Consider the following 23104-nt stretch of genomic DNA (forward strand, 5'->3'; position numbering starts at 1 on the left):
TAAATGTACTATAAAGTTAAAGCCAATTTTGGATAGCTCCAAAAATACCTATGGCACTGCATTTCAACTAATTGAAAAACAATGCCATAGACTTATTTTAAAATTATAATGACGCCAAAGTGGCTTGGATAGCATTAAAATCTGGTAAATCACCAGGAGTAGGACATACTTCTGCATATTGCACCACACCATCCTTATCAACTACAAAAGCTGCACGCTTGCTTACACCCATCATTTCGAATGCAGGGAAGGTTTCATATAATACCCCGAAAGCAGTTGCTGCTTCCTTATTGAAATCGCTTAATAACTGAAAATTCAGGTTTTGCTCTTTGCTAAATTTATCTAAAGTAAAAAGGGAATCAACTGAAATTCCAAATACTTGTGCACTGGTATTGTTGTATAACGCTATATTGTCTCTTACGTTACATAGTTCAGCTGTACAGACACCGGTAAAAGCCAAAGGGAAAAATAATAACACAACAGGCTTTCCTTGCAATTCTTCTAAACTTACTTTTTGCTTTTCTGTATTAAATAGCGAGAACGCTGGAGCCTTTTGGCCAACTTGAATACTCATTATGATTTATTTTTATGGTTTATGATAATGTAAATATTAAACAGTTTATTCAACAAATAGTTTGGAAATAATTGTGCTATTAAATATCCATTTCAGGAACAAAGTCTGGAACAATTAGTTTACCAGCTGTTTTGGCAACGATTTCATCTACTGTTACACCCGGTGCACGCTCTAATAATTGAAACCCCTCCGGTGTAATTTCCAAGACTGCTAATTCAGTAACTACTTTTTTAACACAACCAACCCCGGTTAATGGTAAACTACATTTTGGCAATAGTTTGCTTTCCCCTTTTGGGTTTGTATGCATCATAGCAACGATAATATTTTTAGCACTGGCTACTAAATCCATTGCACCACCCATCCCCTTCACCATTTTACCCGGTATCTTCCAATTGGCAATATCTCCCTGCTCACTTACTTCCATTGCTCCAAGTACAGTCAAATCTATTTTGCCAGCTCTTATCATCCCAAAGCTTTCAGCACTATCAAAAAATGCCCCCCCAGGAATCACGGTCACGGTTTCTTTACCAGCATTAATTAAATCTGCATCAATAGCGGATTCTTCGGGATAAGGCCCCATTCCCAAAATGCCATTCTCGCTCTGAAATACAACCATAATATCATTGGGAATATAATTGGCAACTAATGTAGGTATACCAATTCCTAAATTCACATACATACCATCTCTTAATTCTTTTGCTATGCGCTTCGCAATTCCAAATTTATCTAATGCCATAAAATTGACTTAACTAAATATTTGTAATGATTTAGATTCTAGTGGTCCTTCTTTCAATTCTTTTTTCATAATTACTACCTTGAAAAATTCGGTGTACATATACACCTGCAACATCAACATCATCAGGATCAATTTCACCAGGTTCTACTAAATGCTCTACTTCTGCAATGGTAATATTCCCCGCTTTTGCCATGGAAGTTGAAAAATTTCTAGTCGCTTTTCTAAATACCAAATTACCAGCTTTGTCACCTTTCCATGCTTTTACAATTGCAAAATCTGCATAAATGGCTTTTTCCATTAAATACATTTTACCATTGAATTCTCTCACTTCCTTGCCTATCGCAATTTCTGTTCCATAACCTGCTGGTGTAAAGTAAGCTGGTATTCCCATAGCAGCCATTTGAATTCCCGTTGCAAGGGTGCCCTGTGGTACCAAGTCTACTTCTAATTCTCCGCTTAATAATTGCTTTTCAAACAAGGCATTCTCTCCAACATAGCTACTAATCATCTTCTTGATTTGTCTGGTTTGTAATAACAAGCCCAAACCAAAATCGTCAACTCCCGCATTGTTTGAAATACAAGTTAACCCCTGTACACTATGCGTTACTAATGCATTAATAGCATTTTCAGGGATTCCATTTAAACCAAATCCACCCAACATGATCGTTGCTCCATTGGGTATATCTGCCGTTGCTTCAATTGCGTCTGAATAAACTTTATTCATTTTTTAATAGGTTGAGTTTTTTGATAAAGCAATGATCTTTGCCTATTTGACAAGGCATCAATAGAATCAACTAAAACTTTGAACTGAGCTGGATGAGATTCATAGTAGGCATAACTATCGTAAAAAGTTTTTCGATTGATCCCATAGCTCCGAAATACTTGATCATATAATCGGATATTTTCCTTTGTTAACTTATTCAATGAATCTTTTGAAGTTAAACGAACATAATACTCATCCATTTTCATTATGTCCCACATGATTGGAGTCATTTCTTTAATTGGAATGACCTGCTTTGGTATTGTTTCTCCAGCACAAGCCATAGTAAGAACAATCAAGAAAAGAAATAATACATTTTTCACTTTAACTCCTCTTTATATTTATTAGAATTGGGAATATCTAACAAAGATAAAATCTCAACAACTTTTATCTTCTCTTCAGCGCTAGCCTTCTTAAAAATACCTATTAATTCATTAGATTTCCCTTGCATAAAAAACTGCAATATCATTGTATTGGGGTTCTCTTTATTAAATGCATTCAGTTGAATCAAAGCTTGCAAAATATTGCCTCTTGCTTCGCTTTCATTTTCAAACAATTTATCTAAGCCTGCACGATAGTAAGTATAAATTACATCGTGAATGATATTGAATTTTGTATTGATTACATTCTCATTTAACCAATAGCGGTTTCTCAATCCATCAAACATTCTCCAACCTGCAATCCGCTGCCCCTCAGGAGCATTATTGACTATATTCTGCGCTTTCCTAAAGTAGGGTTCACCTGTTTTAGGAGAAAACGAATCATAATCTAAACCAATAATCATGTAAGCATAATAAGCCAATACTGCAGTTAAATTTGCTACCCCTGCATCAACACCTTGAACCCTATTTTCATTAAATTCAATTGGTTGAAATTCGACATATTTAAACAATAATTCAGGATCAATAAAATTGACTAAAGCTGCCTGATATGAAGCATTGAAAACAGGCCTTGCTGCTTGAACTGTTAATGACGCTTTATAAACATTTGGCTCTACAGCAGATTCAATATTAACGATAAAACTGCACTCGATTTTTTCATTATCTCTAAATACATCCGCTGTCCACTTGCGGTTATTCATGAAATTATTCAACTGCGTTTGTAAAGTGGTGAAGATTTTTCTATCCACTGTTGTGGCTACTCTTGCTGCCATTACAGTTACTTTTGCTTTAAGTTCTTGTGCAACCAATTGCTTACTCAACAATGCAAAGCATATAAAAAGAAATAAACAAAATTGCTTACGCATAATGTAAAAGATTAGAAAAAACTAAAGTAACAAAAAACGACAGTAAAATACTGTCGTTCAAAATCATTTTAGAAAGATTTAGCTTATCGGAATAAATCTGTGTCTAAATTTCTTCTGTGATACACTTTACCTTCCATGAATTCTGTAGTAGCTAGAATTGCAGGATTAGGCATTTTCTCGTATGCACGGGAAATTTCAATTTGTTCTTTATTCTCATGAATTTCTTCTAAGCTATCAGTGTGGCTGGCAAACTCTTCTAACTTATTGTGCAATTCTTCGCGCAGAGAAATGTTAATCTGATTGGCTCTTCTTGCAATAATAGCAATAGATTCGTACAGATTACCTGTTTTCTCTTTTATAGAGATTAGGCTTTTGGTTTCTACCACACTAGCGGTGTTGGCACTCATCTGCCTTCTTAATTTACTCATTTTTTCCCGTTTTTTTAAGTATGTTAAGGGTTTGTGTTTTATACTTACTTACTTCTTCTAAAAATTTACTATCGGTAAACCGATCAGCAAATTCATTACATTCAGAAAGTACTTTTTCGTAACGCTCCTTTTGTTTCTCTTCGTAACTCATTTCAGCATACTTGAAGTATGACTTAATCATGAGTACCTTGTATTCATCTGATTTTTTCGAATCAGGAAAGTTGTCTGCAACATTACTAAAAGCAATAGCAGCAGCTTTATAAAAGCCCAAATTGTAATACAACTCAGCACTTAGAAATTCTTTACGCTCCAATTTTTCTCTACAAAGGTCAATAATATCGGTTGCATCTTTTACTCTAGGAGAATTTGGATGCGTGCTAATAAAAGCCTGCATCAATCCCATGGTTTTAGTAGTATTTGTTTGATCAAGTTCTACTTTGGGAGACTGCTTGAAAAAACAATAAGCTCGCATGTATTCGCAATCTTGGCTTCTAGTACTCGCAGGAAAATTCTCTACAAAGCTTTTAAACATATTTTCCGCATTGAGGTAATCTTTGATGTAATAATAGGAATATGCATATTTATAATACAAATCCTCATATCGTTGAGAACCTTTCAAATAAGGAAAAATGTCTTCAAAGAGCTTTAAAGCTTCCTGGTATTTTTTATTAGCATAAAACTGCTCAGCCATTTTATACTTATACTCATAATCTTTGCTCTTAAGAAGTTTAGCAAACTTAGTAGTACAAGAAGAACCCAAAAAAACGGTCAGCAATAAAATAGTTATAATTCTACCCATAGAAGTTGGCGAAATTACGTATAAAATAGCAATTTAAGAAGGGTTTTTCTCAAATCAAGTTTAAATGCCGTTAATTAATAGCTAAAAAGGCCGCCCAGCGTTTTACAACCGGACAGCCTTTTCTATTACAACTTCAGGTGATATTACTTGGTATCACCCTCTCCTTCCTGCAATTTAGCCTTGATTTCAGCAAGGGCTCCTAAATCACCCAGGGTAGCTTTTTCAACCTTAGCCTGGATATTTTTTACTGCCTTCTTAGTGTTGTCAGATTCAGCTTTCGCTTCCTTCTTCGCTGCTTCTTTTTCTTCAGCAATATGCTGCTCCCAAATACGAGCGTGGCTTAGAACAATACGCTTCTCGTTGCGATCAAATTCAATTACCACAAATTGAGCAGTTTCGTCGGCTTTAACCTGAGAACCGTCTTCTTTGTTGAGGTGACGGTTAGGAGCAAATCCTTCTAAACCATACTGTAATTGAACCAATGCACCTTTATCATCTTTACGAGTAACAGTACCTTCATGGATAGATCCAATAGCAAATGTTTCTTCTAAAGAATTCCAAGGATCTTCTTCTAGTTGTTTGTGACCTAACTGAAGCTTGCGGTTTTCTTTATCAATACTCAATATAATAATGTCGATTTGATCAGAAACTTTAGTGTAATCAGTTGGGTGATTAAAACGCTTCAACCAGCTTAAGTCACTGATATGGATCATACCACCAATTCCTGGCTCAAGCTCAACAAATACACCATAAGGAGTAATGTTCTTAACTAACCCTTTGTGCTTACTATTTTCAGGGAATTTATTCTCGATGGTATTCCAAGGATCCTGAGTCATTTGCTTAATGCTCAAGCTCATCTTACGAGCATCTTTATCTAGGGTAACCACTTTAGCTTCATGCTCATCTCCTAATTTGAAGAATTCTTTTGCATTGATTGGAGTGTTAGCCCAAGTAATTTCAGATACGTGCACCAATCCTTCAACACCTGGTTGAATTTCTAAGAATGCACCATAATCTTCAATATTTACTACTTTACCTTTTACAACAGAACCTTCAGCTAATCCCTCAGGTAATACATCCCATGGGTGTGGAGTCAATTGCTTAAGACCAAGGCTGATACGTTTCTTATCATCATCAAAGTCTAATACAACCACTTGAAGTTTCTGATCCATTTTAACCACTTCACTTGGGTGAGAAATTCTACCCCAAGAAATATCAGTGATGTATAATAAACCATCTAAACCACCTAAGTCCATGAATGCACCAAAGTCGGTAATGTTTTTAACGATACCTTCTAAAACTTGACCTTTTTCTAGCTTACTCATGATTTCAGCACGTTGTGCTTCAATATCACTTTCAATTAAGGCTTTATGAGATACAACAGCGTTCTTAATAGTTTCGTTAATCTTCACTACTTTAAACTCCATTGTTTTACCAACAAACTGATCGTAATCAGTTACAGGCTTCACATCAATTTGAGAACCTGGTAAGAAGGTTTCCATACCAAACACATCTACAATCAATCCACCTTTGGTTTTGCTAGTAACAGTACCTGTTACAACTTCACCAGTTTTGTGCACTTCCACAATTCTTTCCCAAGCACGGTAAATACGAGCAGACTTGCGGCTTAAATGAAGATTACCAGAGCGATCTTCTTTTTCTACCACCATCACTTCTACCTCATCCCCTACTGCCAATCCTGGCAAATCACGGAATTCGTTCAAAGAAACCAATCCGTCGCTCTTAAATCCAATGTTTACAACAACATCAGTTTTAGTTAAAGCAACAACACTACCGTTGATGATTTCACCATCTTCAATTTGAATAAACGTGTTATCGTACACTTTGTCATACTTTACACGCTCTGATTCTGCATAATGACTAACATTTCTTTTGTCAATACTCCAATCAAAATCATCGTGAGCGGTAACTACTTCAGGTGCATTTGTTGTCGCAGTAGGAACAGTAACGGCTTCTTCTGAAGCGGCAACGTTCTCCTGAGCATCTGCGTTTAGTTGTTTGTTAAATAAATTCATACAATAACCCGATGGTTTTAATCGGGGTGCAAAGCTAATCAATCTTGTGAAAATTAACAGTATTTAAGGCTTAAAATACTTGATAGAAACAGTATTTATATCATTTTTTCGCTATTTTAGTATTCCAATAACCATTTTCTAATGAAAATAAACCTGTTATCCCTAATTTTAGGATGTATAATCGGTGCCACATCCTTTGCACAATCCTATGACCCCAGGATAGAAAAAGCCATGCGTGCTCAAAAAAAGGCCATGGATGCTCAAATCATGGCCAACAAAGCGGAAAGAGCCAAAGCAAAGTCCATGGGAATAAAAGAAAAGAAAAAAAGCCCTTATTTAACAGATGCCGAAAAAGCAGCAAAGAACAAGGAGAATATGGATCGCATTCGAAGAAGAATGCAATTTTTAGAAAATCATGCCAGTAACTCAAACCCGGAAGCAAAATATAAAGCAGGACCGGGTGGTGCTGCAGAAAGAATAGGAACTCCAGGGTACAAAAGTCCAACTAATAATCTAGTTAGAAAAGAGGCAAGAGTAGCCCAAACATATCCTAAAAGATATTAACAATGAGAAAATATATTACATTCCTATTCATAGGATTAATCGCATTAATACAATTAAAAGCACAGCAAAAAAAATACCAGCCAAGTGAAGTAGAAAAAGTTCAAGCAATTCAAAAAGGCATCAAACCTAATGGCAAAAATGCTACGGTCATACACCCTACTAAATCGGATGGAACAATGGATATGCGTTATAAAGCTAATAAGGAAAAGTTTAAAGCAAATGCGCCAGGTCCAAGAAAATCTGACGGCACACCTGATATGCGTTATAAAGAAAATAAAAAAGCAATCAAAACAACTTCAGCGAAACCAACGAATTAATTCAACTTTATTTGTTTTTACTTTACATAAAAAATCCCGTCTAGAATAATCTGGACGGGATTTTGTTTAAGCATATTAATCTAATCTGCTTTCAGTGCTTTATCAAGCAAGAATAATAAATGTGTTCTATGTGCTTTGGTATCTTCATTAGGAGATACGGCAGCTGCCAATTTTGTTCTCAACTTTTTCAGCGTATATAATGCAGCTGATTTGGAAACATCGTCTAATGGGGCGGATGGATTCAATAAACTAGCAGCACCTTTTACAAAACTGATTTGCAAATAGCGGCGATATACATTTACATTGGCATTGATATCCGCATCAAAAATCCCTTTGACCAAGTCATTCATTACTTCTACAACACCATATTCATTTCCATATAAGCGAGTGTTATTTATTCTTTGCAAAGTGATTGGATTTAAAATATGTGCCAATGCACCATTCACTTGTAATCCTAAGAAATTATTCGTCACTTTAAAATCTTCTCCGTTTCCAGGTTGATTAAACCCTCTACGTTGCATTTGTAGGTAAGGAAATACTTGTGTATCTGCTTCAAATGCATTGGGTGCAAATACATATTTATTCAATACTTCCATTGCTTTTTTCTGAGTAGCCAATGGTGTAGGGGTGTAAGGTTTATTAGTTGAATTTTGCTCTGGGAAACTTCTATCAATATATACTCCGCCAATATAACGACTTACTGCATTAATTTGACCGCTTCTTTGTCCTTGCAACATTACATATCTAGATCTTAGCTCAGCATAAGATTGACCAGGCTTGGTATATTTCTGAATCAACTTACCCATGATATTATTCACCAACTTAAATCTTTCTTCAGCATATGCAACTGCATCATTACTCATATCATTTACATTGATACGAGGATCAATTGCTTTTCCAGGAGCACGCATATCATCTCCATCATTTCCAAATGCCAATTTAGGATCATTACTGCGAGATAATATTTTGGTGAGCATTGCTTCTTCCTCCGATTCATTAAATGGAGTATAACCAAATTCAATAGCCCAAATATCATAAGGACCAGCTTTCGTTGTATAGTAGTCTCCTTGCTTAGATCTATCTAATGAAACGTTGATTGCAGGATAATCCATTACCGAACCAATTAAACCAATCTTACGTGTAATAGCGGTATTGTGAACTTCTGCAGGTGATAACATTTGACTACTCTTCATATTATGATTCAACCCAAGTGTATGACCCATTTCGTGCATGATTAGATAAATTAAAAATTGCTGATGCATTTCATTTATTTCAGCAGTGCTGGCATCCATAGCTTCTAATGTAGTAAGACCTGCAGTGTATTGCATCTTTAATTCTGATCCAATATTGCAATTAAACTGATGTTGGTGTTCCATTCCTGGAAATACCAATTGTGGTATGGAAGGACCATTAAACAATTCATCACTTATAGGGGTTGAACTACCAGAGTACCATTCAACAGTGATATCTGAGCCCAATATTTGACCGGTTCTTGGATTCACAAAACTTGGTCCAATGGCACCATAAGAAGGTTGCGCAGAAGACACCCATCTGATTACATTATAACGAATATCAGCGGGATCCCACTTAGCATCATCTGGCATGATTTTCATTTGCACGGCGTTTTTAAACCCAGCTTTTTCAAAAGCTTCATTCCATTTCAACCCTGCATCAACTATTGTTTGACGGTACTCTAAAGGGGTGGTATTTTCTACCCAAAAAACAATGGGTTCTACAGGTTCACTTAAGGCAGCTGATGGATCTTTCTTTTTCAAAAACCAACGGTTAATCATGTCTTTGTATGGCGTTACACCAGTACTAGTCATGTCAGTTCGTTGTTGCATGAAATATCCCACCCTTGGATCATCTCTTCTTGCTTTAAAATCATTTTTAGGCATTTCCAAGAAGCTATGTTGCATTCTTACACGAACATATCTAGGATCAACTACATCTGGACCTCCAGATGCCATGGTTGAAGGATTATCATAAGACAAGTCTACTACTATATCTGTATTATTCGGATAAGAACGAATGTCTACATATTTAGATTTAGTAGGATTTAGACCGCCTAAATTAAACATAAACATAGCCATTGGGCTAGGAGCCATTTGTGGTTTAACTGGATCCATTTTTTCACTAAGAAAAAGTCCATCTACACTAACTAAATATCCGTTATCATCTTCAATACTAAACTTATCATTAAAGAAAACAGCTTCTGGTTTATCTACATTAGCTGATTTGCTTACTGGATTATTTTGATCATAATAGAAGTTGGTATTTACTTCAGAAAACTCCAGCTTATCAAATGCTTTTTTAATTTTATAAACCGCCGTATTTCTATGCATACTTTGATTTAAAAATAAAGTGGTAGGTCCGCTGATAGAAAAACTTTGATAAATAAATTCTTTGTCTAATTGATCTTTACGAATATACATTTGCAAGCTACCAGTTACCGTATCCTGATAAATAGTAAATAAGCCCTCCACTTTTTTATTGCCTTTGGTTTTATCTGCAACAGTTGGTTTTTTAGGGGCTGCTGGTTTGGATGTATCCGCAACAGATTTTGCTGCAGGTGTTGGTGGTTGTTGCGCATTAACCATGGTTGAAACGCCTACCAAGAGTAATGCAGTACTCAAAAAATATCTTTTCATATAATTAGTTTAGGTTATACAAAATATGTATTCTGTTGATACCATAGAATGAATTAACAGAATGTTTGATAATTGGCAAAAAAGGCTTTGCTAAAGTGAATTAGTAGGTACGAATGGGAGCTTAAGACTGGAGGTAATTCTCTAATTGAGTGATGGTCTCTTTTTGATTTAAGATGGTTTCTGTAACCACATCATTCATGCTAATAATACCTACTAATTTATTGTCTAACATGACCGGCAAATATCTAATATGTCTTGAACTCATTTGCTGCATACAATGTTCAATTGTATCATTCATCGTAACAGCTGGAAAATCGGCACTCATAATTTCACTTACTGGTGTTTTTGTAGAATTCCTTCCCATTAAAATGACTTTTCGAGAATAATCTCTTTCTGTAAGAATGCCTAAGAACTGATCGTTTTCAGCAACAACGACAGAGCCAATATTTTTCTCCGCCATCATCCGCAAAGCATCAATAACAGAAGTATTTGGATGGACACTGGCAACTTCATTGCCTTTTCTAGCTAGGATATTACTTACTTTACTCATAGGGTAATTTTCTAGCTATAAGTTAAGACTTTTCAATATAAAATACAATACTTGGTTAAAAAAAGGGGCTTATTGGGAAAAACTTACTGGGCTGATTCAGCTATTGCCTTAGCAGCATTGTAACCGCTGGTCCAAGCATGTTGAAAATTAAATCCACCTGTAATACCATCGATATCCATTACTTCACCAGCAAAATACAAGCCTGGAACCAATTTGCTTTCCATTGTTTGAGGATGAATAGTCGAAAGTTCCACTCCCCCACAAGTAACAAACTCTTCTTTAAATGTTGTTTTGCCATTGATTTCGAATACCTGACTCGTGAGTAGCTGAATCAATTTGTTTTGATTGGTTCCTTTCAGTTCTCCCCATCTGGTATCTGGTGAAATAGCTGCTTCTTCCAATAAAAATAGCCACAACCTAGAAGGCAATGCAAATGGATATTTACTACCCATTTTATTAGCAGAAAATTGCTCTCTGTAAAATGACCAATCCGCTCTTAGTAGCGCGTCCGTAGTTTCACCTAACCAATTTACTTGGATGGAAAATTGATACCCCCTATCAGCCAATTGTCTTGCTCCCCAAGCTGATAGCTTCAACACAACAGGTCCACTAAGACCCCAATGTGTAATCAATAAAGCACCTTGTTCTTTTAATTTAGTTCCACTTATTTTAATCACCGCGTTGCTAACGGACAAACCCATCAATGTTGTAATGGGGTGCTTGGGCATATTGAAAGTAAAAAGAGAGGGAACTGGAGATTGAATGGCATGTCCTAATTGCTTGATCCAATTAAACATGTCCATTTTTGGTAATCCACCACAGGCAATACAGATATAATCTGCTTTGATTAGCGCTGAATGATTAGTTTGAATTTCAAACACAGAATTATTCTTAATAATTTTCTTTACTTCAGTTTGCAAATGTATTTTGACCTTATACCGATCTGCTTCTTTTAGTAAACATTCAATAATAGTGGCAGAATTATTGGTGATAGGAAACATTCTTCCATCAGCTTCAGCATGTAATTCAACACTTCGTTCAGCAAACCATTCAATGGTGTCTAAGGTATTAAATTGGTAAAAAGCTTTTTTTAAAAACTGTTCTCCTCTTGGATATTTTTTAATCAATGATGGAATTTCAAAAAGTTCATGTGTAGTATTACACCTACCTCCCCCACTAATTTTCACTTTAGAAAGTAACTTATTAGACTTTTCAAAAATAGTTACTTCAAGGTTTGGATTTTTTCGTGCAGCATTCACTGCACAAAAAAAACCAGCTGCTCCTCCTCCAATCACAATAAGTTTTTTCATTCCTTATGAATAATAACTAGTATTCAAATTAGGATTAGCTTTTTCAGCAGCCTCAATGATACTATAATCAGATAGTATTAGTGCTTTATTACGCTTTACACATACATCATGTTCAAAATGAACAGATGGCTTACCATCTCTAGTTCTAACAGTCCACCCATCTTCATCTGTAAAGACTTCTCGAGAACCTAAATTAATCATAGGTTCTATAGCTAATACTAAATTTTCTTTCAGCTTTGGACCGGTCCCTCTTTTACCATAATTAGGCATTTGAGGATCTTCATGTAAACTTCTTCCAAGACCATGCCCTACTAATTCTCTGACTACACCATACCCGTTTTTTATTTCTGTATGTTCTTGAATAGCATGAGCAATATCCCCAATTCGATTATTAACAATGGCCTTTTCAATTCCCTTATACAAAGACTCTTTAGTTACTTTAACCAAATTAATAGCAGCAGGATCGGCTTCACCCATAATAAATGTATAAGCATGATCCCCGTGCCAGCCATTAAGTATAACCCCCATATCAATTGAAACAATATCACCGTTCTTTAGCGGAATATCATTCGGAAAACCATGCACTACTACATCATTTACTGAAGCACAAATGGTAAATGGATAACCTCTGTAATTTAAAAAAGAAGAAATAGCATTATGCTGTTTAATAAAATCTGAACAGAGTTTATCAATTTGCAAAGTTGTTATACCTGGCTTAAGTACTTTAGCAACCTCTGTTAGTGTTTTACTCACTAACATGGCAGCATCCTTCATTAGTGCAATTTCCGATTCCGTTTTATAAATAATCATTTCTTTATTCCTTCTAGTCATTTGTAATAAAAAAGTAAACCTGTTTAGCAAGGCCAAACAGGTTTACAAAGTTCGTTGTTTTATTTGATATTAGATGGTAGTACTCGTTACTCCTTGTCTTCCTTGCACTCTTCCACTATTCATTAATCCATCATATTGACGCATTAATAAATAAGTTTCAATTTGTTGCAAGGTATCTAGTACTACTCCAACCATGATTAATAGTGAAGTACCACCAAAGAATGTACTGAATCCTTGTGTAACACCTAATCTTTGAGCAAAACCAGGTAGGATACCTACCAATGCTAAGAAAATAGCACCAGGTAAAGTAATCTTATCCATGATCGCACCAATATAATCTGCAGTAGGTTGACCAGGTTTTACACCAGGTACAAATCCATTATTGCGTTTTAAATCTTCAGCAATTTGCTTTGGATTAAAAATAAGCGCTGTATAAAGGAAAGTAAATCCAATTACCATCACAGAGTAAATCAACATATACCATGCATTGCTGTGATCATTGAAGATTTTTACAATACCGGAAGCCGAATCTAAATTAGTGAATGATACCAATGTTGGTAAGAACATGATGGCTTGCGCAAAAATGATTGGCATAACCCCTGCACTATTTACTTTCACAGGTAAGAATTGACGCGCACCACCAAATTGTCTGCTACCAATTATTTGTTTAGCATAATTAACTGGGATCTTTCTAACTCCTTGAACCAAAATTATAAGTCCCATAATGATGGAAACTAAGATTGCTATTTCAATCAAGAAAATCAATAAACCACCACCACCACTAACACCTTTAGCACCAAACTCTTGTATAATGCTTTGTGGTAAACGAGCCAGAATACCTACCATGATGATGATTGAAGTTCCGTTACCTAATCCCTTGTCTTGGATTCTTTCACCCAACCACATTACAAATAAAGTACCCGCAGTTAAAGTAACAACAGTAGAAAACCAGAAGAATGGCTTGTATGCAGGTAAAATTGCTTCTGCATAACCAGGACTATTTAAATAAGCTACATAAGCCCCAGCTTGAAACAATGTAACAATAACTGTAAGGTAGCGAGTCCACTGATTAATTTTTTTACGTCCACTTTCCCCTTCTTTTTGTACTTTCTGCAACTGAGGTACTAAAATGGTCATCAGTTGCATAAAAATAGAAGCTGAGATATATGGCATAATACCCAAGGCAAGGATAGAAGCCTGTGAAAAAGCACCTCCAGCAAACATATCAAATATGCCTAGTAGGCCATTACTTTTTGCAGAATTGGCCGCAGCTTCAATTTTATTAGGATCAATTCCTGGTAAAACGATGTGCGTACCAAAACGGTAGGTTAATACCAATGCAAGGGTTACGATAATTTTATTTCGCAACTCTTCAATGGTCCAAATATTCCTAAAAGTTTGAACTAATTTTTTCACTTCACTAAATTAAATGGCGTTATAACTTAAAACCAAAAAGACGCACACAGGATGCGTCTGGCAAATTACGTTAAAATTATTTGATAATCTCAACTGTTCCGCCTGCAGCTTCAATAGCAGCTTTTGCTTTTTCGCTGATGGCGTTAATTTTGAAATTGAGTTTTGTTTTCAATTCGCCATTACCCAATACTTTAACATTATCTGTGCGGCTAATTAAACCGTTAATATATAAATTCTCTAAAGAGATTTCGGTAAAACCATACTTCTCTACTAGTTGGTCTAATTGACCAAGATTGAATACTTTGTACTCTACTCTATTGATATTCTTAAACCCACGTTTAGGAATTCTACGTTGAATTGGCATCTGACCGCCTTCATGAGCCATTTTACTTTTGTAACCAGCACGGCTTTGACCTCCCTTGTTACCTTTAGTTGATGTACCACCTTTACCAGATGCTTCACCACGGCCTAATCTTTTCTCTCTTTTTACTGAACCTTCTGCAGGTTTTAAATTGTGTAGTTTCATTTTACTGTTGATTTTGAACTTACGGGGTATCACCCCTCGCGTTGTTTATAATAAATAAAAAGTCAGGAGTAAAGATATCCGTACAATACGGTATATCCAAACTACTGACTTAAAAAATTTTAATTAAGCAATTTCTTCAACCTTCACAAGATGGCTAACTTTATTAACCATACCAAGTATTTGTGGAGTAGCAACTACTTCTTTAGAGGCATTCAACTTTTTTAAACCTAAAGCTAGAAGCGTTAACTTCTGGCGCTCAGATCTGTCGATACCACTTTTAATCTGGGTTATTTTAATCTTTTTCATAAATATTATCCGTTGAATACTTTGCTCAATTTAATGTTACGACCTTTTGCAACCTGTACTGGTTCTCTTAAAAGGCTTAACGCTTTAATAGTAGCTTTAACTACGTTATGAGGGTTTGCTGAACCAAGGCTCTTAGCAAGTACGTCGGTAATTCCTGCACTTTCCAACACAGAACGCATACTACCACCCGCAATAACTCCCGCTCCGTGTGCAGCTGGCTTAATTAATACCTTTGCAGCACCATCTTTAGCCAATTGTTCGTGAGGAATAGTACCATGCATTACGGGTACTTTAACCAAGTTCTTCTTTGCATCTTCAATACCCTTAGCAATTGCTTCTTGTACTTCTTTTGCTTTACCAAGACCTTGACCAACAATTCCATTTTCGTTTCCTACAACAACTAGTGCAGAGAAACTAAATGTACGGCCACCTTTAGTGGTTTTTACCACACGGTTTATAGCAACTACCTTATCTTTCAGTTCGATGTCGCCACCCGCTTTTACTTTATTTACGCTTACTTTAGACATTTATTGAGCGATTAAATTGATGTTAGTAATTAGAATACCAGACCACCTTCTCTTGCTCCATCTGCTACAGACTTCACACGGCCATGATATAGATTTCCACCCCTGTCAAATACACAATTTGTTAATCCTAGAGCTAAAGCTTTAGTTGCAACTGCAGCACCTACCATTTTAGCTTTTTCTATTTTGGTAACTTTCTGTGCAGCAATGTCTTTATCTCTAGATGATGCAGCGGCAATAGTTACTCCATTATCGTCATCAATCAATTGTGCATAGATTTCAGCATTGCTTCTGAATACAGAAAGGCGTGGCTTTACAGCAGTACCTGCAACCTTTTTACGGATGCGGTATCTAATTTTCTGCCTTTGAATTAATTTACCCATTGTTGTTTATTTTATACCTCCGATTCGGCCGGTGGATTGTTATTTTAATTATTTACCTGCAGACTTACCTGCTTTTCTTCTTAAGATTTCACCCGCATACTTAACACCTTTTCCTTTGTATGGCTCAGGCTTACGTAAGCTTCTCAATTTGGCGGCAACTTGGCCTATTAATTGCTTATCAATACCTTCTAAGAAAACTTTAGGGTTCTGACCTTTTTCAGTTGTTGTAGAAACTTTTAATTCACTAGGTATTTCAATGATGATGTTGTGAGAATACCCTAAGGCAAGATCTAACAAATTGCCAGTGTTTGCAGCTTTAAAACCTACCCCTACTAATTCTAACTCTTTTTTATATCCTTCAGTAACCCCTTTTACCATATTGCTTACTAAAGAACGATACAATCCATGCATTGCGCGGTGGCGTATTTGATCTGTTGGTCTGGTGAAAACAACTTCACCTTCTTTTATTTCTACATTAATATCTCTATCAATTTGCTGAGTTAATTCTCCTTTAGGACCTTTTACAGTTAGTATATTATCTGCACTAACAGTTAGTACTACTCCTGCAGGAACTACTACCGGTTGTTTACCAATTCTAGACATAGTCGATTTTAATTTATGATGAACATTGTTCCGTGTTCAGCCACGACTAAGAGGCTTAATTGTCGGAACGGTTTACTTTAAGAAATATAACACAACACTTCTCCACCAACATTCTGGGCCTTAGCCTGCTTATCTGTTAGAACACCTTTAGATGTACTTAGGATGGCAACGCCTAATCCATTGATTACTCTCTTGATTTCAGCAGGCTTTGCATACTGACGTAATCCTGGACGACTAACTCTTTCTAAAGAACGAATAGCAGGAACTTTTGTATTCGGATCATACTTTAACGCAATCTTTATAAGACCTTGTTTATTATCATCTTCAAATTTGTATTTCAAGATATAACCTTGATCGTACAAAATCTCTGTTAAACGCTTCTTCAAATTAGAAGCAGGAATTTCAACCAGTCTATGACCAGCCAACTGAGCATTACGAATTCTAGTTAAGAAGTCTGCTATAGGATCAGTTACCATATTATTTTAATTATACTAGTTCTAAATTTTGTTTATCAAACTGACTACTACCAGCTTGCTTTTTTAACACCTGGAATCATACCGTTTAAAGCCATGTCGCGGAACATAATCCTTGATAGACCGAAATAACGCATGTAACCCTTAGGTCTTCCTGTTAGCTGACAGCGGTTTTTTAAACGTACCGGAGAAGCGTTCTTTGGAAGTAGATCTAATCCTGCATAATCACCTGCTGCTTTAAGAGCTGCACGTTTTTCTGCGTATTGAGCTACCATTTTCTCGCGCTTTCTTTGTCTGGCCTTGATTGATTCTTTTGCCATAATGTTTTTGTTCTGTGTTTAATTAATCTTTCTTGGTTCCTTTAAACGGCATACCTAACTCTTTTAAAAGCTCATAAGCTTCTTCATTGGTATTTGCTGTTGTTACAAAAGTGATATCTAAACCGGTAATTTTATTTACTTTATCAATATCAATTTCAGGGAAAATGATTTGTTCAGTTACACCTAAAGTATAGTTACCTCTTCCGTCAAAAGCTTTATCACTGATTCCTTTAAAGTCACGTACACGTGGTAAAGCAACAGATACTAATCTGTCTAAGAATTCGTACATTTTTTCCCCTCTTAAAGTAACGCGTGCACCAATTGGCATACCCTTACGTAACTTAAAGTTAGAAATGTCTTTCTTAGACATAGTAGGAACTGCTTTTTGACCAGTGATCATATTCAATTCTTCAACAGCTATATCTACTAATTTTTTATCTGTAACCGCACCATTAACACCACGGTTAATACAGATTTTTTCTAACTTAGGTGCTTGCATTACAGTACTGTAAGCAAACTTCTTCATCAACGCAGGCACAACATCCTTGGTGTACTTCGTTGCTAATCTCGGTGTATATTTTACTGTACTCATTATTTGATTACCTCCCCAGATTTTTTAGATACACGTATTAATTTTCCATTTTCACGGGTACGCTTCACTTTGGTTGGCTCGCCCTTTTTCGCATCCCATAACATAACATTACTAATGTTAATTGGTGCTTCTACTTTTACAATACCACCTTTGGTATTTTGAGCAGAGGGTTTGGTGTGCTTTGTAACGATATTCACTCCTTCAACTACTACACGACCTTTATCTACAATCACTTCCAATACTGTGCGAGGCTTTTTCAAATCCTTGTCATCGCCAGCAATTACCACAACGGAATCACCTTTTTTGATGCTGAATTTGGCTTTAAATCTTGTACTCATTTTATTTAGCTTTTAGCTTTTTTTATAATACTTCAGGAGCAAGAGAAATAATTTTCATATATCCCTTATCACGCAATTCTCTTGCTACAGGTCCAAAGATACGTGTACCGCGAGGTTCATCTGAATTGTTTAACAACACAACGGCGTTGTCATCAAATCGGATGTATGAACCGTCTTTTCTGCGAAGTTTGTTTTTAGTACGAACAATAACTGCTTTAGAAACTGTTCCTTTTTTAACACCACCTGCAGGAATTGCGTCTTTAACCGTAACAACAATTTTATCGCCGATCTTAGCATAATCCTGACCACTATTACCTAGTACCTTAATACAAAGTACTTCTTTAGCGCCACTATTGTCAGCTACATTTAACCTGCTTTCTTGCTGAATCATTTTATTTAATTTGAAATTTTACATTTAAGTACTAAAGAACCATAGATGGAAATAAAGTAGCTTAAATCAATATTGTTATTTCGCTTTTTCTACAATTTCAACTAGTCTCCAACGCTTGGTTTTACTAAGCGGACGAGTTTCCATGATCTTTACCACATCACCGATGGTGCACTCTCCTTTCTCATCATGAGCATGGAACTTAGTAGTCTTCTTTACGAATTTACCGTAGATAGGGTGTTTTACTTTTCTTTCAACCGCAACAGTGATGGTTTTATCCATTTTATCGCTGGTAACGATCCCTGTCCTTGTTTTGCGCAAATTTCTTTCAGCCATTGTGTTTAATTTATGGTTTAAATACCCATTTCTTTTTTCTTCAATTCCGTTTTAATACGGGCGATGTCTCTACGAAGTCCACGAATAGTCATTGGATTTTCAAGTGGAGAGATAGCATGAGCAAACTCCAATTTTTTCAAACGTAGTTCGTCTTCTTGGATTTTTGCTCTAAGATCTGTAACACTTAGATCCTTTAGATTTTTGTTGAATTCGTATGTTTTTTTATTAGCCATTGCAATTTCTTTTTTTGGTTATGCTTGCAAATCTCTTCTTACGATGAACTTAGTTGCGATTGGTAATTTTTGTGCTGCAAGACCCATCGCTTCTTTTGCTACAGCTTCGGTAACACCATCGCATTCGAAGATGATACGTCCTGGCTCAACAACAGCAGCCCAGTATTCAGGGTTACCTTTACCCTTACCCATTCTCACTTCAGCTGGTTTATGAGTGATAATTTTATCAGGGAAAACTCTAATCCATACATTTCCTTCACGCTTCATTGCACGAGTCATGGACTGACGGGCAGATTCGATCTGGCGATTAGTTAACCAAATTGGTTCTAATGCCTTTAAGGCAAATGACCCAAATGATATAGCAGTACCACGCTTAGCTACTTCGCGAATGCGTCCCTTCTGCTGTTTCCTATGTTTGCTTCTTTTCGGCTGTAACATTTTTTAGTTTTTTGGTCCACGAATTATATTCGTAGTTATTTAAAACTTTAGTAATTCTGCATTACTAATTTCTACTATTAGTTTCTGCGTTCTCCTCTTCCACCACCTCTTCTATCATCCCTTCTATCTCCGCCACGGCTTCTTTCATCTCCACCAGATCTTTCTCTTCTGTCGCTCATATCATTCTTACCACCAACGAAGTTTGGATTTAATTCGCGTTTTCCTAGTACTTCACCTTTACAGATCCATACTTTGATACCAATTTTTCCGTAAACAGTTTGCGCAAAAACATTGGCATAATCAATATCCATACGGAAAGTATGCAAAGGAGTACGACCTTGTTTAAATTCTTCGCTACGAGCAATCTCAGCACCACCTAAACGACCACTTAATTTAACCTTGATACCTTCTGCACCCATTCGGAGTGTAGAGGCAATGGCCATTTTAGTTGCACGCTTAAAATTGATACGATTTTCGATTTGACGAGCGATGGTATCACCTACGATAGTTGCATCTAGTTCAGGACGACGAATCTCCAAGATATTAATTTGAACATCGTCTTTACCTGTTAACTTCTTCAACTCTTCTTTGATACGATCAACCTCATTACCACCTTTACCGATGATAATACCTGGCTTAGAAGTATGAATAGTTATGATCAATTTACCAAGCGTACGCTCAATAACGATCTTTGCGATTCCACCTTTGTTGATACGGGCACTCAGGTAGGTACGGATCTTATGATCTTCGATCAGCTTGGATGCGTAGTCTCTTTTACTACCATACCAGTTACTGTCCCATCCGCGGATGATGCCTAACCTGTTACCAATTGGATTTGCTTTCTGACCCATATAATGGTTTTACTAATTAGTTTTTAGAATCTACGATTAATGTTACATGGTTGCTGCGCTTGCGTACTTTGTAGCCACGGCCTTGTGGTGCAGGGCGCATACGCTTTAATACTCTACCGCCATCAACGAATACGGTCTTTACAATCAGACTGCTGTCTGCAGCATTTGATCCGCTGTTTTTCTGCTCCCAGTTACTGATAGCACTCTTCAACAGTTTTGCCAATGGAGTGGCATTGTGCTGAGGATGATGTTCCAGAATAGCCAGGGCTTTCTCCACTTCCATTCCACGGATCACATCGGCTAACAGGCGCATTTTACGCGGACCTGTTGGATAATTGTTCAGTTTAGCTACTGCTTCCATTTCTTTTTTTGTTTGATGTATGGGTGTTATCCCCTACAGTTATTTTTTAGTTCCTGCGTGTCCTCTGAAGTTTCTAGTAGGAGCAAATTCACCTAATTTGTGACCTACCATGAATTCTGTTACGTAAACAGGGATGAACTTATTTCCGTTGTGCACGGCAAAAGTGTGACCAACAAAATCTGGTGTGATTGTGCTGCGACGACTCCAAGTTTTGATAACGTTTCTCTTTACTTTTCCGTCGTTAATAGCAACTACTTTACCTTCTAAGTTAGCATCTACGTAAGGACCTTTTTTAATCGAACGACCCATAATTATTTGAGTTTACTGGTCTATTAGTTTATTTATTTATTTTGACTGGTTGGTTATTACTTAGCCAGTTTTTTACCGTTTCTGCGCTGGATGATTAGCTTATCGCTACCCTTTCCTTTGGTACGTGTTTTCTCTCCTTTAGCGTACTTACCAGTTCTGCTACGTGGATGACCACCAGAAGCTCTACCTTCACCACCACCCATCGGGTGATCTACTGGGTTCATGGCAACACCTCTTACACGTGGACGAACACCTTTCCAACGGTTTTTACCCGCTTTACCAGCTGTTTCAAGATTATGATCGCTGTTAGAAACAACACCAACGGTTGCATAACAGTTAATCAATACTTTTCTTAATTCACCAGAAGGCATTTTAAGTACTGCGTACTTTTCTTCCTTATTGGCTAATTGTGCAGATGCACCAGCACTTCTTACCATTTTACCACCTTGACCAGGTTGTAATTCAATGTTGTGAATGGTAGTACCCAATGGCATATTTTTCATAGCCAATGCATTACCTAATTCAGGAGCAACTGCGTCACCAGCAATTACTGTCTGACCAACCTGAATACCCTGAGGAGCAATAATGTAACGCTTCTCTCCATCTGTATACTGTACCAATGCAATAAATGCTGTACGGTTTGGATCGTATTCGATTGATACTACTGTTGCTGCAATATCTCTCTTATTACGTTTAAAATCAATAATACGATAATGTTGCTTATTACCGCCGCCCATGTAACGCATAACTCTACGTCCTTGGAAGTTACGACCAGCAGTATTTTTTTGAGGCTCTAATAAGCTCTTTTCTGGCTTATTAGTAGTGATCTCAGCATAAGCATTACCAATTCTCCAACGAGTTCCTGCTGTGATTGGTTTGTACTTTTTTAGTGCCATTGTTTATTTTTTTTGTGCGGATTTTTCAGCTCCGCTGCTATAAATTAAATATTTGCGTAAAGATCAATTGTTTCACCTTCTGCAACAGTAACAAATGCTTTCTTGTATGCAGACTTCATTCCCTGAATAAAACCAGCTTTTGTGTAACGGGCTTTATTTTTTCCTGGAGCAACTGCAGTATTTACATCCACTACATTTACACCATAGAAATCTTCAATTGCTTTCTTAATCTCTAACTTGTTTGCCTTACGATTTACTTTGAAAGCATATCTTCTCAACGTGTCTTGTTGCGCATTTGCTTTCTCAGTTAAGATTGGCTTTATTAAAATTTCTGACTGTCTCATTTTGTATGATTGAAACGTTACTTAAATTAAGCTACTGCTTCTTCTTCTTCGTTAAAGATATTCACAGTGTTTTCTGTTATTACTAATACATCTGCATTCATTATTTCGTAGGTATTAATATCAGCTAACAATGTGCTAGCAACATTAGGTACGTTACGAGTGCTTAAATACAAATTGTCGTTGTATTCTGGTAAAACGATAAGCGCTTTCTTATCAGCAACGTTAAGGTTACCCATAATATCAACCAATTGTTTGGTTTTTGGTGCGTCCATCTTAATCTCTTCTACTACGATGATTGCACTCTCTTTTGCTTTATGACTTAAAGCAGAAATTTTTGCCAAATCTTTTACTTTACGATTCAATTTGAAGTCGTAAGCATGTGGTTTTGGTCCAAAGATAGTACCACCACCCTTGTACAAAGGATTACGGATATTACCTTTACGAGAGCCACCAGTTCCTTTCTGCTTGTGCAACTTGCGACTAGCACCTTGTACTTCTGCGCGAGTTTTTACTTTGTGCGTTCCAGAACGACGTGCGGCTAAGTATTGCTTAACAGCTAGGTAGATAACGTGGTTGTTTGGTTCAATACCAAAGATTTCCTGTGGTAATTCAACCGTTCTACCGGTTTTCTGTCCTTTTATATCTAATACATCTACTTGCATGAT

At 36.5% G+C, this 23104-nt stretch carries 34 protein-coding genes; 2 read left to right on the top strand and 32 right to left on the bottom strand.

What is annotated here, in order from left to right; translation table 11 throughout:
• Positions 1–103 precede the first annotated feature (103 nt).
• The 8 genes from ACTIEI_RS14160 to rpsA all read right to left on the bottom strand — a co-directional run bounded on the left by ACTIEI_RS14160 (position 104) and on the right by rpsA (position 6579).
• Positions 104–574 (bottom strand): redoxin domain-containing protein, encoded by a 471-nt coding sequence (locus ACTIEI_RS14160; protein WP_439506947.1) that lies wholly within the window; start codon positions 572–574, stop codon positions 104–106.
• 79 nt (positions 575–653) lie between these two features.
• Positions 654–1310 (bottom strand): 3-oxoacid CoA-transferase subunit B, encoded by a 657-nt coding sequence (locus tag ACTIEI_RS14165; protein WP_439506948.1) that lies wholly within the window; start codon positions 1308–1310, stop codon positions 654–656.
• Positions 1311–1341: 31 nt separating this feature from the next.
• Entirely contained in the window at positions 1342–2034 is a 693-nt protein-coding gene (locus ACTIEI_RS14170; protein ID WP_439506949.1) for a CoA transferase subunit A, read from the bottom strand.
• Positions 2031–2393: a DUF4296 domain-containing protein gene (locus ACTIEI_RS14175; protein WP_439506950.1), complete on the bottom strand. Its 363-nt coding sequence runs from the start codon at positions 2391–2393 to the stop codon at positions 2031–2033. Before ACTIEI_RS14175 ends, ACTIEI_RS14170 begins: the two co-directional genes overlap by 4 nt.
• Complete coding sequence (locus ACTIEI_RS14180; RefSeq protein WP_439506951.1) at positions 2390–3316, bottom strand: DUF4835 family protein; 927 nt, start codon at positions 3314–3316, stop codon at positions 2390–2392. The genes ACTIEI_RS14175 and ACTIEI_RS14180 overlap by 4 nt, the downstream gene beginning before the upstream one ends.
• A gap of 83 nt (positions 3317–3399) precedes the next feature.
• Positions 3400–3744 (bottom strand): DNA-directed RNA polymerase subunit omega, encoded by a 345-nt coding sequence (locus tag ACTIEI_RS14185; RefSeq protein ID WP_438945873.1) that lies wholly within the window; start codon positions 3742–3744, stop codon positions 3400–3402.
• Positions 3737–4543, bottom strand: coding sequence for an outer membrane protein assembly factor BamD (locus tag ACTIEI_RS14190; RefSeq protein ID WP_439506952.1), 807 nt, complete (start codon positions 4541–4543; stop codon positions 3737–3739). Before ACTIEI_RS14190 ends, ACTIEI_RS14185 begins: the two co-directional genes overlap by 8 nt.
• Before the next feature lie 143 nt (positions 4544–4686).
• Positions 4687–6579: a 30S ribosomal protein S1 gene (gene rpsA / locus ACTIEI_RS14195; protein ID WP_439506953.1), complete on the bottom strand. Its 1893-nt coding sequence runs from the start codon at positions 6577–6579 to the stop codon at positions 4687–4689.
• A gap of 141 nt (positions 6580–6720) precedes the next feature.
• Here rpsA and ACTIEI_RS14200 point away from each other — a divergent pair, with 141 nt between their 5' ends.
• Together ACTIEI_RS14200 and ACTIEI_RS14205 are read left to right on the top strand one after the other, a co-directional pair.
• On the top strand, positions 6721–7143 hold the full coding sequence (locus tag ACTIEI_RS14200; RefSeq protein WP_439506954.1) for a hypothetical protein: 423 nt from the start codon (positions 6721–6723) through the stop codon (positions 7141–7143).
• Between the two features lie 2 nt (positions 7144–7145).
• Complete coding sequence (locus ACTIEI_RS14205) at positions 7146–7460, top strand: hypothetical protein (RefSeq protein WP_439506955.1); 315 nt, start codon at positions 7146–7148, stop codon at positions 7458–7460.
• An 80-nt stretch (positions 7461–7540) separates the two neighbouring features.
• Here the strand turns inward: ACTIEI_RS14205 and ACTIEI_RS14210 are convergent, their stop codons facing one another.
• The 24 genes from ACTIEI_RS14210 to rplD form a co-directional block, all read right to left on the bottom strand.
• Positions 7541–10111 carry a zinc-dependent metalloprotease gene (locus ACTIEI_RS14210; RefSeq protein ID WP_439506956.1) on the bottom strand — a complete coding sequence of 857 codons (2571 nt, stop codon included), beginning with the start codon at positions 10109–10111 and terminating at the stop codon, positions 7541–7543.
• Between the two features lie 121 nt (positions 10112–10232).
• Positions 10233–10661: a CBS domain-containing protein gene (locus tag ACTIEI_RS14215; protein WP_439506957.1), complete on the bottom strand. Its 429-nt coding sequence runs from the start codon at positions 10659–10661 to the stop codon at positions 10233–10235.
• 83 nt (positions 10662–10744) lie between these two features.
• Positions 10745–11971, bottom strand: coding sequence for an NAD(P)/FAD-dependent oxidoreductase (locus ACTIEI_RS14220; RefSeq protein WP_439506958.1), 1227 nt, complete (start codon positions 11969–11971; stop codon positions 10745–10747).
• Between the two features lie 3 nt (positions 11972–11974).
• Positions 11975–12802 carry a type I methionyl aminopeptidase gene (gene map, locus ACTIEI_RS14225; RefSeq protein WP_439506959.1) on the bottom strand — a complete coding sequence of 276 codons (828 nt, stop codon included), beginning with the start codon at positions 12800–12802 and terminating at the stop codon, positions 11975–11977.
• A 69-nt stretch (positions 12803–12871) separates the two neighbouring features.
• The gene (secY, locus tag ACTIEI_RS14230) at positions 12872–14218 is read right to left on the bottom strand and encodes a preprotein translocase subunit SecY (RefSeq protein WP_439506960.1); all 1347 of its coding nucleotides are present in this window, start codon (positions 14216–14218) and stop codon (positions 12872–12874) included.
• A 76-nt stretch (positions 14219–14294) separates the two neighbouring features.
• Positions 14295–14744 (bottom strand): 50S ribosomal protein L15, encoded by a 450-nt coding sequence (gene rplO, locus ACTIEI_RS14235; RefSeq protein ID WP_439506961.1) that lies wholly within the window; start codon positions 14742–14744, stop codon positions 14295–14297.
• A 123-nt stretch (positions 14745–14867) separates the two neighbouring features.
• Positions 14868–15050: a 50S ribosomal protein L30 gene (rpmD, locus tag ACTIEI_RS14240; protein ID WP_439506962.1), complete on the bottom strand. Its 183-nt coding sequence runs from the start codon at positions 15048–15050 to the stop codon at positions 14868–14870.
• A gap of 5 nt (positions 15051–15055) precedes the next feature.
• Entirely contained in the window at positions 15056–15577 is a 522-nt protein-coding gene (rpsE, locus tag ACTIEI_RS14245; RefSeq protein ID WP_295232334.1) for a 30S ribosomal protein S5, read from the bottom strand.
• Between the two features lie 29 nt (positions 15578–15606).
• Positions 15607–15957, bottom strand: a complete 351-nt coding sequence (gene rplR / locus ACTIEI_RS14250) for a 50S ribosomal protein L18 (RefSeq protein ID WP_026763912.1) — start codon at positions 15955–15957, stop codon at positions 15607–15609.
• 48 nt (positions 15958–16005) lie between these two features.
• Positions 16006–16560 carry a 50S ribosomal protein L6 gene (gene rplF / locus ACTIEI_RS14255; RefSeq protein ID WP_439506963.1) on the bottom strand — a complete coding sequence of 185 codons (555 nt, stop codon included), beginning with the start codon at positions 16558–16560 and terminating at the stop codon, positions 16006–16008.
• Between the two features lie 77 nt (positions 16561–16637).
• Positions 16638–17036, bottom strand: coding sequence for a 30S ribosomal protein S8 (gene rpsH / locus ACTIEI_RS14260; RefSeq protein WP_295186386.1), 399 nt, complete (start codon positions 17034–17036; stop codon positions 16638–16640).
• Between the two features lie 47 nt (positions 17037–17083).
• Positions 17084–17353: a 30S ribosomal protein S14 gene (gene rpsN, locus ACTIEI_RS14265; RefSeq protein WP_295186385.1), complete on the bottom strand. Its 270-nt coding sequence runs from the start codon at positions 17351–17353 to the stop codon at positions 17084–17086.
• Positions 17354–17375: 22 nt separating this feature from the next.
• Positions 17376–17945 (bottom strand): 50S ribosomal protein L5, encoded by a 570-nt coding sequence (rplE, locus tag ACTIEI_RS14270; RefSeq protein WP_439506964.1) that lies wholly within the window; start codon positions 17943–17945, stop codon positions 17376–17378.
• Complete coding sequence (gene rplX / locus ACTIEI_RS14275; RefSeq protein ID WP_295186381.1) at positions 17945–18283, bottom strand: 50S ribosomal protein L24; 339 nt, start codon at positions 18281–18283, stop codon at positions 17945–17947. The genes rplE and rplX overlap by 1 nt, the downstream gene beginning before the upstream one ends.
• A 22-nt stretch (positions 18284–18305) precedes the next feature.
• The gene (rplN, locus tag ACTIEI_RS14280) at positions 18306–18674 is read right to left on the bottom strand and encodes a 50S ribosomal protein L14 (RefSeq protein WP_026751406.1); all 369 of its coding nucleotides are present in this window, start codon (positions 18672–18674) and stop codon (positions 18306–18308) included.
• Positions 18675–18749: 75 nt separating this feature from the next.
• The gene (gene rpsQ / locus ACTIEI_RS14285; RefSeq protein ID WP_026751405.1) at positions 18750–19007 is read right to left on the bottom strand and encodes a 30S ribosomal protein S17; all 258 of its coding nucleotides are present in this window, start codon (positions 19005–19007) and stop codon (positions 18750–18752) included.
• A gap of 17 nt (positions 19008–19024) precedes the next feature.
• Entirely contained in the window at positions 19025–19240 is a 216-nt protein-coding gene (gene rpmC / locus ACTIEI_RS14290; RefSeq protein ID WP_026751404.1) for a 50S ribosomal protein L29, read from the bottom strand.
• Between the two features lie 18 nt (positions 19241–19258).
• Positions 19259–19678 carry a 50S ribosomal protein L16 gene (gene rplP / locus ACTIEI_RS14295; RefSeq protein ID WP_439506965.1) on the bottom strand — a complete coding sequence of 140 codons (420 nt, stop codon included), beginning with the start codon at positions 19676–19678 and terminating at the stop codon, positions 19259–19261.
• Positions 19679–19755: 77 nt separating this feature from the next.
• Positions 19756–20529, bottom strand: coding sequence for a 30S ribosomal protein S3 (rpsC, locus tag ACTIEI_RS14300; RefSeq protein WP_439506966.1), 774 nt, complete (start codon positions 20527–20529; stop codon positions 19756–19758).
• Between the two features lie 16 nt (positions 20530–20545).
• Positions 20546–20890 (bottom strand): 50S ribosomal protein L22, encoded by a 345-nt coding sequence (gene rplV, locus ACTIEI_RS14305; RefSeq protein ID WP_051408487.1) that lies wholly within the window; start codon positions 20888–20890, stop codon positions 20546–20548.
• A gap of 39 nt (positions 20891–20929) precedes the next feature.
• Entirely contained in the window at positions 20930–21199 is a 270-nt protein-coding gene (gene rpsS / locus ACTIEI_RS14310) for a 30S ribosomal protein S19 (RefSeq protein ID WP_026763916.1), read from the bottom strand.
• A gap of 56 nt (positions 21200–21255) precedes the next feature.
• On the bottom strand, positions 21256–22095 hold the full coding sequence (gene rplB, locus ACTIEI_RS14315) for a 50S ribosomal protein L2 (protein ID WP_439506967.1): 840 nt from the start codon (positions 22093–22095) through the stop codon (positions 21256–21258).
• A gap of 44 nt (positions 22096–22139) precedes the next feature.
• Positions 22140–22439 (bottom strand): 50S ribosomal protein L23, encoded by a 300-nt coding sequence (gene rplW, locus ACTIEI_RS14320; protein WP_295186368.1) that lies wholly within the window; start codon positions 22437–22439, stop codon positions 22140–22142.
• A gap of 26 nt (positions 22440–22465) precedes the next feature.
• Positions 22466–23101: a 50S ribosomal protein L4 gene (gene rplD, locus ACTIEI_RS14325; RefSeq protein ID WP_439506968.1), complete on the bottom strand. Its 636-nt coding sequence runs from the start codon at positions 23099–23101 to the stop codon at positions 22466–22468.
• Between the last annotated feature and the right edge of the window lie 3 nt (positions 23102–23104).

It is taken from the genome of Sediminibacterium sp. (assembly GCF_051860225.1).
Classification (GTDB): Bacteria; Bacteroidota; Bacteroidia; order Chitinophagales; family Chitinophagaceae; genus Sediminibacterium.

What these genes read in the sequence shown, in the direction of transcription:
- ACTIEI_RS14160 (WP_439506947.1), bottom strand. Translation starts at nt 574, where the DNA reads ATGAGTATTCAAGTTGGCCAAAAGGCTCCAGCGTTCTCGCTATTTAAT.
- ACTIEI_RS14165 (WP_439506948.1), bottom strand. Translation starts at nt 1,310, where the DNA reads ATGGCATTAGATAAATTTGGAATTGCGAAGCGCATAGCAAAAGAATTA.
- ACTIEI_RS14170 (WP_439506949.1), bottom strand. Translation starts at nt 2,034, where the DNA reads ATGAATAAAGTTTATTCAGACGCAATTGAAGCAACGGCAGATATACCC.
- ACTIEI_RS14180 (WP_439506951.1), bottom strand. Translation starts at nt 3,316, where the DNA reads ATGCGTAAGCAATTTTGTTTATTTCTTTTTATATGCTTTGCATTGTTG.
- ACTIEI_RS14185 (WP_438945873.1), bottom strand. Translation starts at nt 3,744, where the DNA reads ATGAGTAAATTAAGAAGGCAGATGAGTGCCAACACCGCTAGTGTGGTA.
- ACTIEI_RS14190 (WP_439506952.1), bottom strand. Translation starts at nt 4,543, where the DNA reads ATGGGTAGAATTATAACTATTTTATTGCTGACCGTTTTTTTGGGTTCT.
- rpsA (WP_439506953.1), bottom strand. Translation starts at nt 6,579, where the DNA reads ATGAATTTATTTAACAAACAACTAAACGCAGATGCTCAGGAGAACGTT.
- ACTIEI_RS14200 (WP_439506954.1), top strand. Translation starts at nt 6,721, where the DNA reads ATGAAAATAAACCTGTTATCCCTAATTTTAGGATGTATAATCGGTGCC.
- ACTIEI_RS14205 (WP_439506955.1), top strand. Translation starts at nt 7,146, where the DNA reads ATGAGAAAATATATTACATTCCTATTCATAGGATTAATCGCATTAATA.
- ACTIEI_RS14210 (WP_439506956.1), bottom strand. Translation starts at nt 10,111, where the DNA reads ATGAAAAGATATTTTTTGAGTACTGCATTACTCTTGGTAGGCGTTTCA.
- ACTIEI_RS14215 (WP_439506957.1), bottom strand. Translation starts at nt 10,661, where the DNA reads ATGAGTAAAGTAAGTAATATCCTAGCTAGAAAAGGCAATGAAGTTGCC.
- ACTIEI_RS14220 (WP_439506958.1), bottom strand. Translation starts at nt 11,971, where the DNA reads ATGAAAAAACTTATTGTGATTGGAGGAGGAGCAGCTGGTTTTTTTTGT.
- map (WP_439506959.1), bottom strand. Translation starts at nt 12,802, where the DNA reads ATGACTAGAAGGAATAAAGAAATGATTATTTATAAAACGGAATCGGAA.
- rplO (WP_439506961.1), bottom strand. Translation starts at nt 14,744, where the DNA reads ATGAAACTACACAATTTAAAACCTGCAGAAGGTTCAGTAAAAAGAGAG.
- rpmD (WP_439506962.1), bottom strand. Translation starts at nt 15,050, where the DNA reads ATGAAAAAGATTAAAATAACCCAGATTAAAAGTGGTATCGACAGATCT.
- rpsE (WP_295232334.1), bottom strand. Translation starts at nt 15,577, where the DNA reads ATGTCTAAAGTAAGCGTAAATAAAGTAAAAGCGGGTGGCGACATCGAA.
- rplR (WP_026763912.1), bottom strand. Translation starts at nt 15,957, where the DNA reads ATGGGTAAATTAATTCAAAGGCAGAAAATTAGATACCGCATCCGTAAA.
- rplF (WP_439506963.1), bottom strand. Translation starts at nt 16,560, where the DNA reads ATGTCTAGAATTGGTAAACAACCGGTAGTAGTTCCTGCAGGAGTAGTA.
- rpsH (WP_295186386.1), bottom strand. Translation starts at nt 17,036, where the DNA reads ATGGTAACTGATCCTATAGCAGACTTCTTAACTAGAATTCGTAATGCT.
- rpsN (WP_295186385.1), bottom strand. Translation starts at nt 17,353, where the DNA reads ATGGCAAAAGAATCAATCAAGGCCAGACAAAGAAAGCGCGAGAAAATG.
- rplE (WP_439506964.1), bottom strand. Translation starts at nt 17,945, where the DNA reads ATGAGTACAGTAAAATATACACCGAGATTAGCAACGAAGTACACCAAG.
- rplX (WP_295186381.1), bottom strand. Translation starts at nt 18,283, where the DNA reads ATGAGTACAAGATTTAAAGCCAAATTCAGCATCAAAAAAGGTGATTCC.
- rplN (WP_026751406.1), bottom strand. Translation starts at nt 18,674, where the DNA reads ATGATTCAGCAAGAAAGCAGGTTAAATGTAGCTGACAATAGTGGCGCT.
- rpsQ (WP_026751405.1), bottom strand. Translation starts at nt 19,007, where the DNA reads ATGGCTGAAAGAAATTTGCGCAAAACAAGGACAGGGATCGTTACCAGC.
- rpmC (WP_026751404.1), bottom strand. Translation starts at nt 19,240, where the DNA reads ATGGCTAATAAAAAAACATACGAATTCAACAAAAATCTAAAGGATCTA.
- rplP (WP_439506965.1), bottom strand. Translation starts at nt 19,678, where the DNA reads ATGTTACAGCCGAAAAGAAGCAAACATAGGAAACAGCAGAAGGGACGC.
- rpsC (WP_439506966.1), bottom strand. Translation starts at nt 20,529, where the DNA reads ATGGGTCAGAAAGCAAATCCAATTGGTAACAGGTTAGGCATCATCCGC.
- rplV (WP_051408487.1), bottom strand. Translation starts at nt 20,890, where the DNA reads ATGGAAGCAGTAGCTAAACTGAACAATTATCCAACAGGTCCGCGTAAA.
- rpsS (WP_026763916.1), bottom strand. Translation starts at nt 21,199, where the DNA reads ATGGGTCGTTCGATTAAAAAAGGTCCTTACGTAGATGCTAACTTAGAA.
- rplB (WP_439506967.1), bottom strand. Translation starts at nt 22,095, where the DNA reads ATGGCACTAAAAAAGTACAAACCAATCACAGCAGGAACTCGTTGGAGA.
- rplW (WP_295186368.1), bottom strand. Translation starts at nt 22,439, where the DNA reads ATGAGACAGTCAGAAATTTTAATAAAGCCAATCTTAACTGAGAAAGCA.
- rplD (WP_439506968.1), bottom strand. Translation starts at nt 23,101, where the DNA reads ATGCAAGTAGATGTATTAGATATAAAAGGACAGAAAACCGGTAGAACG.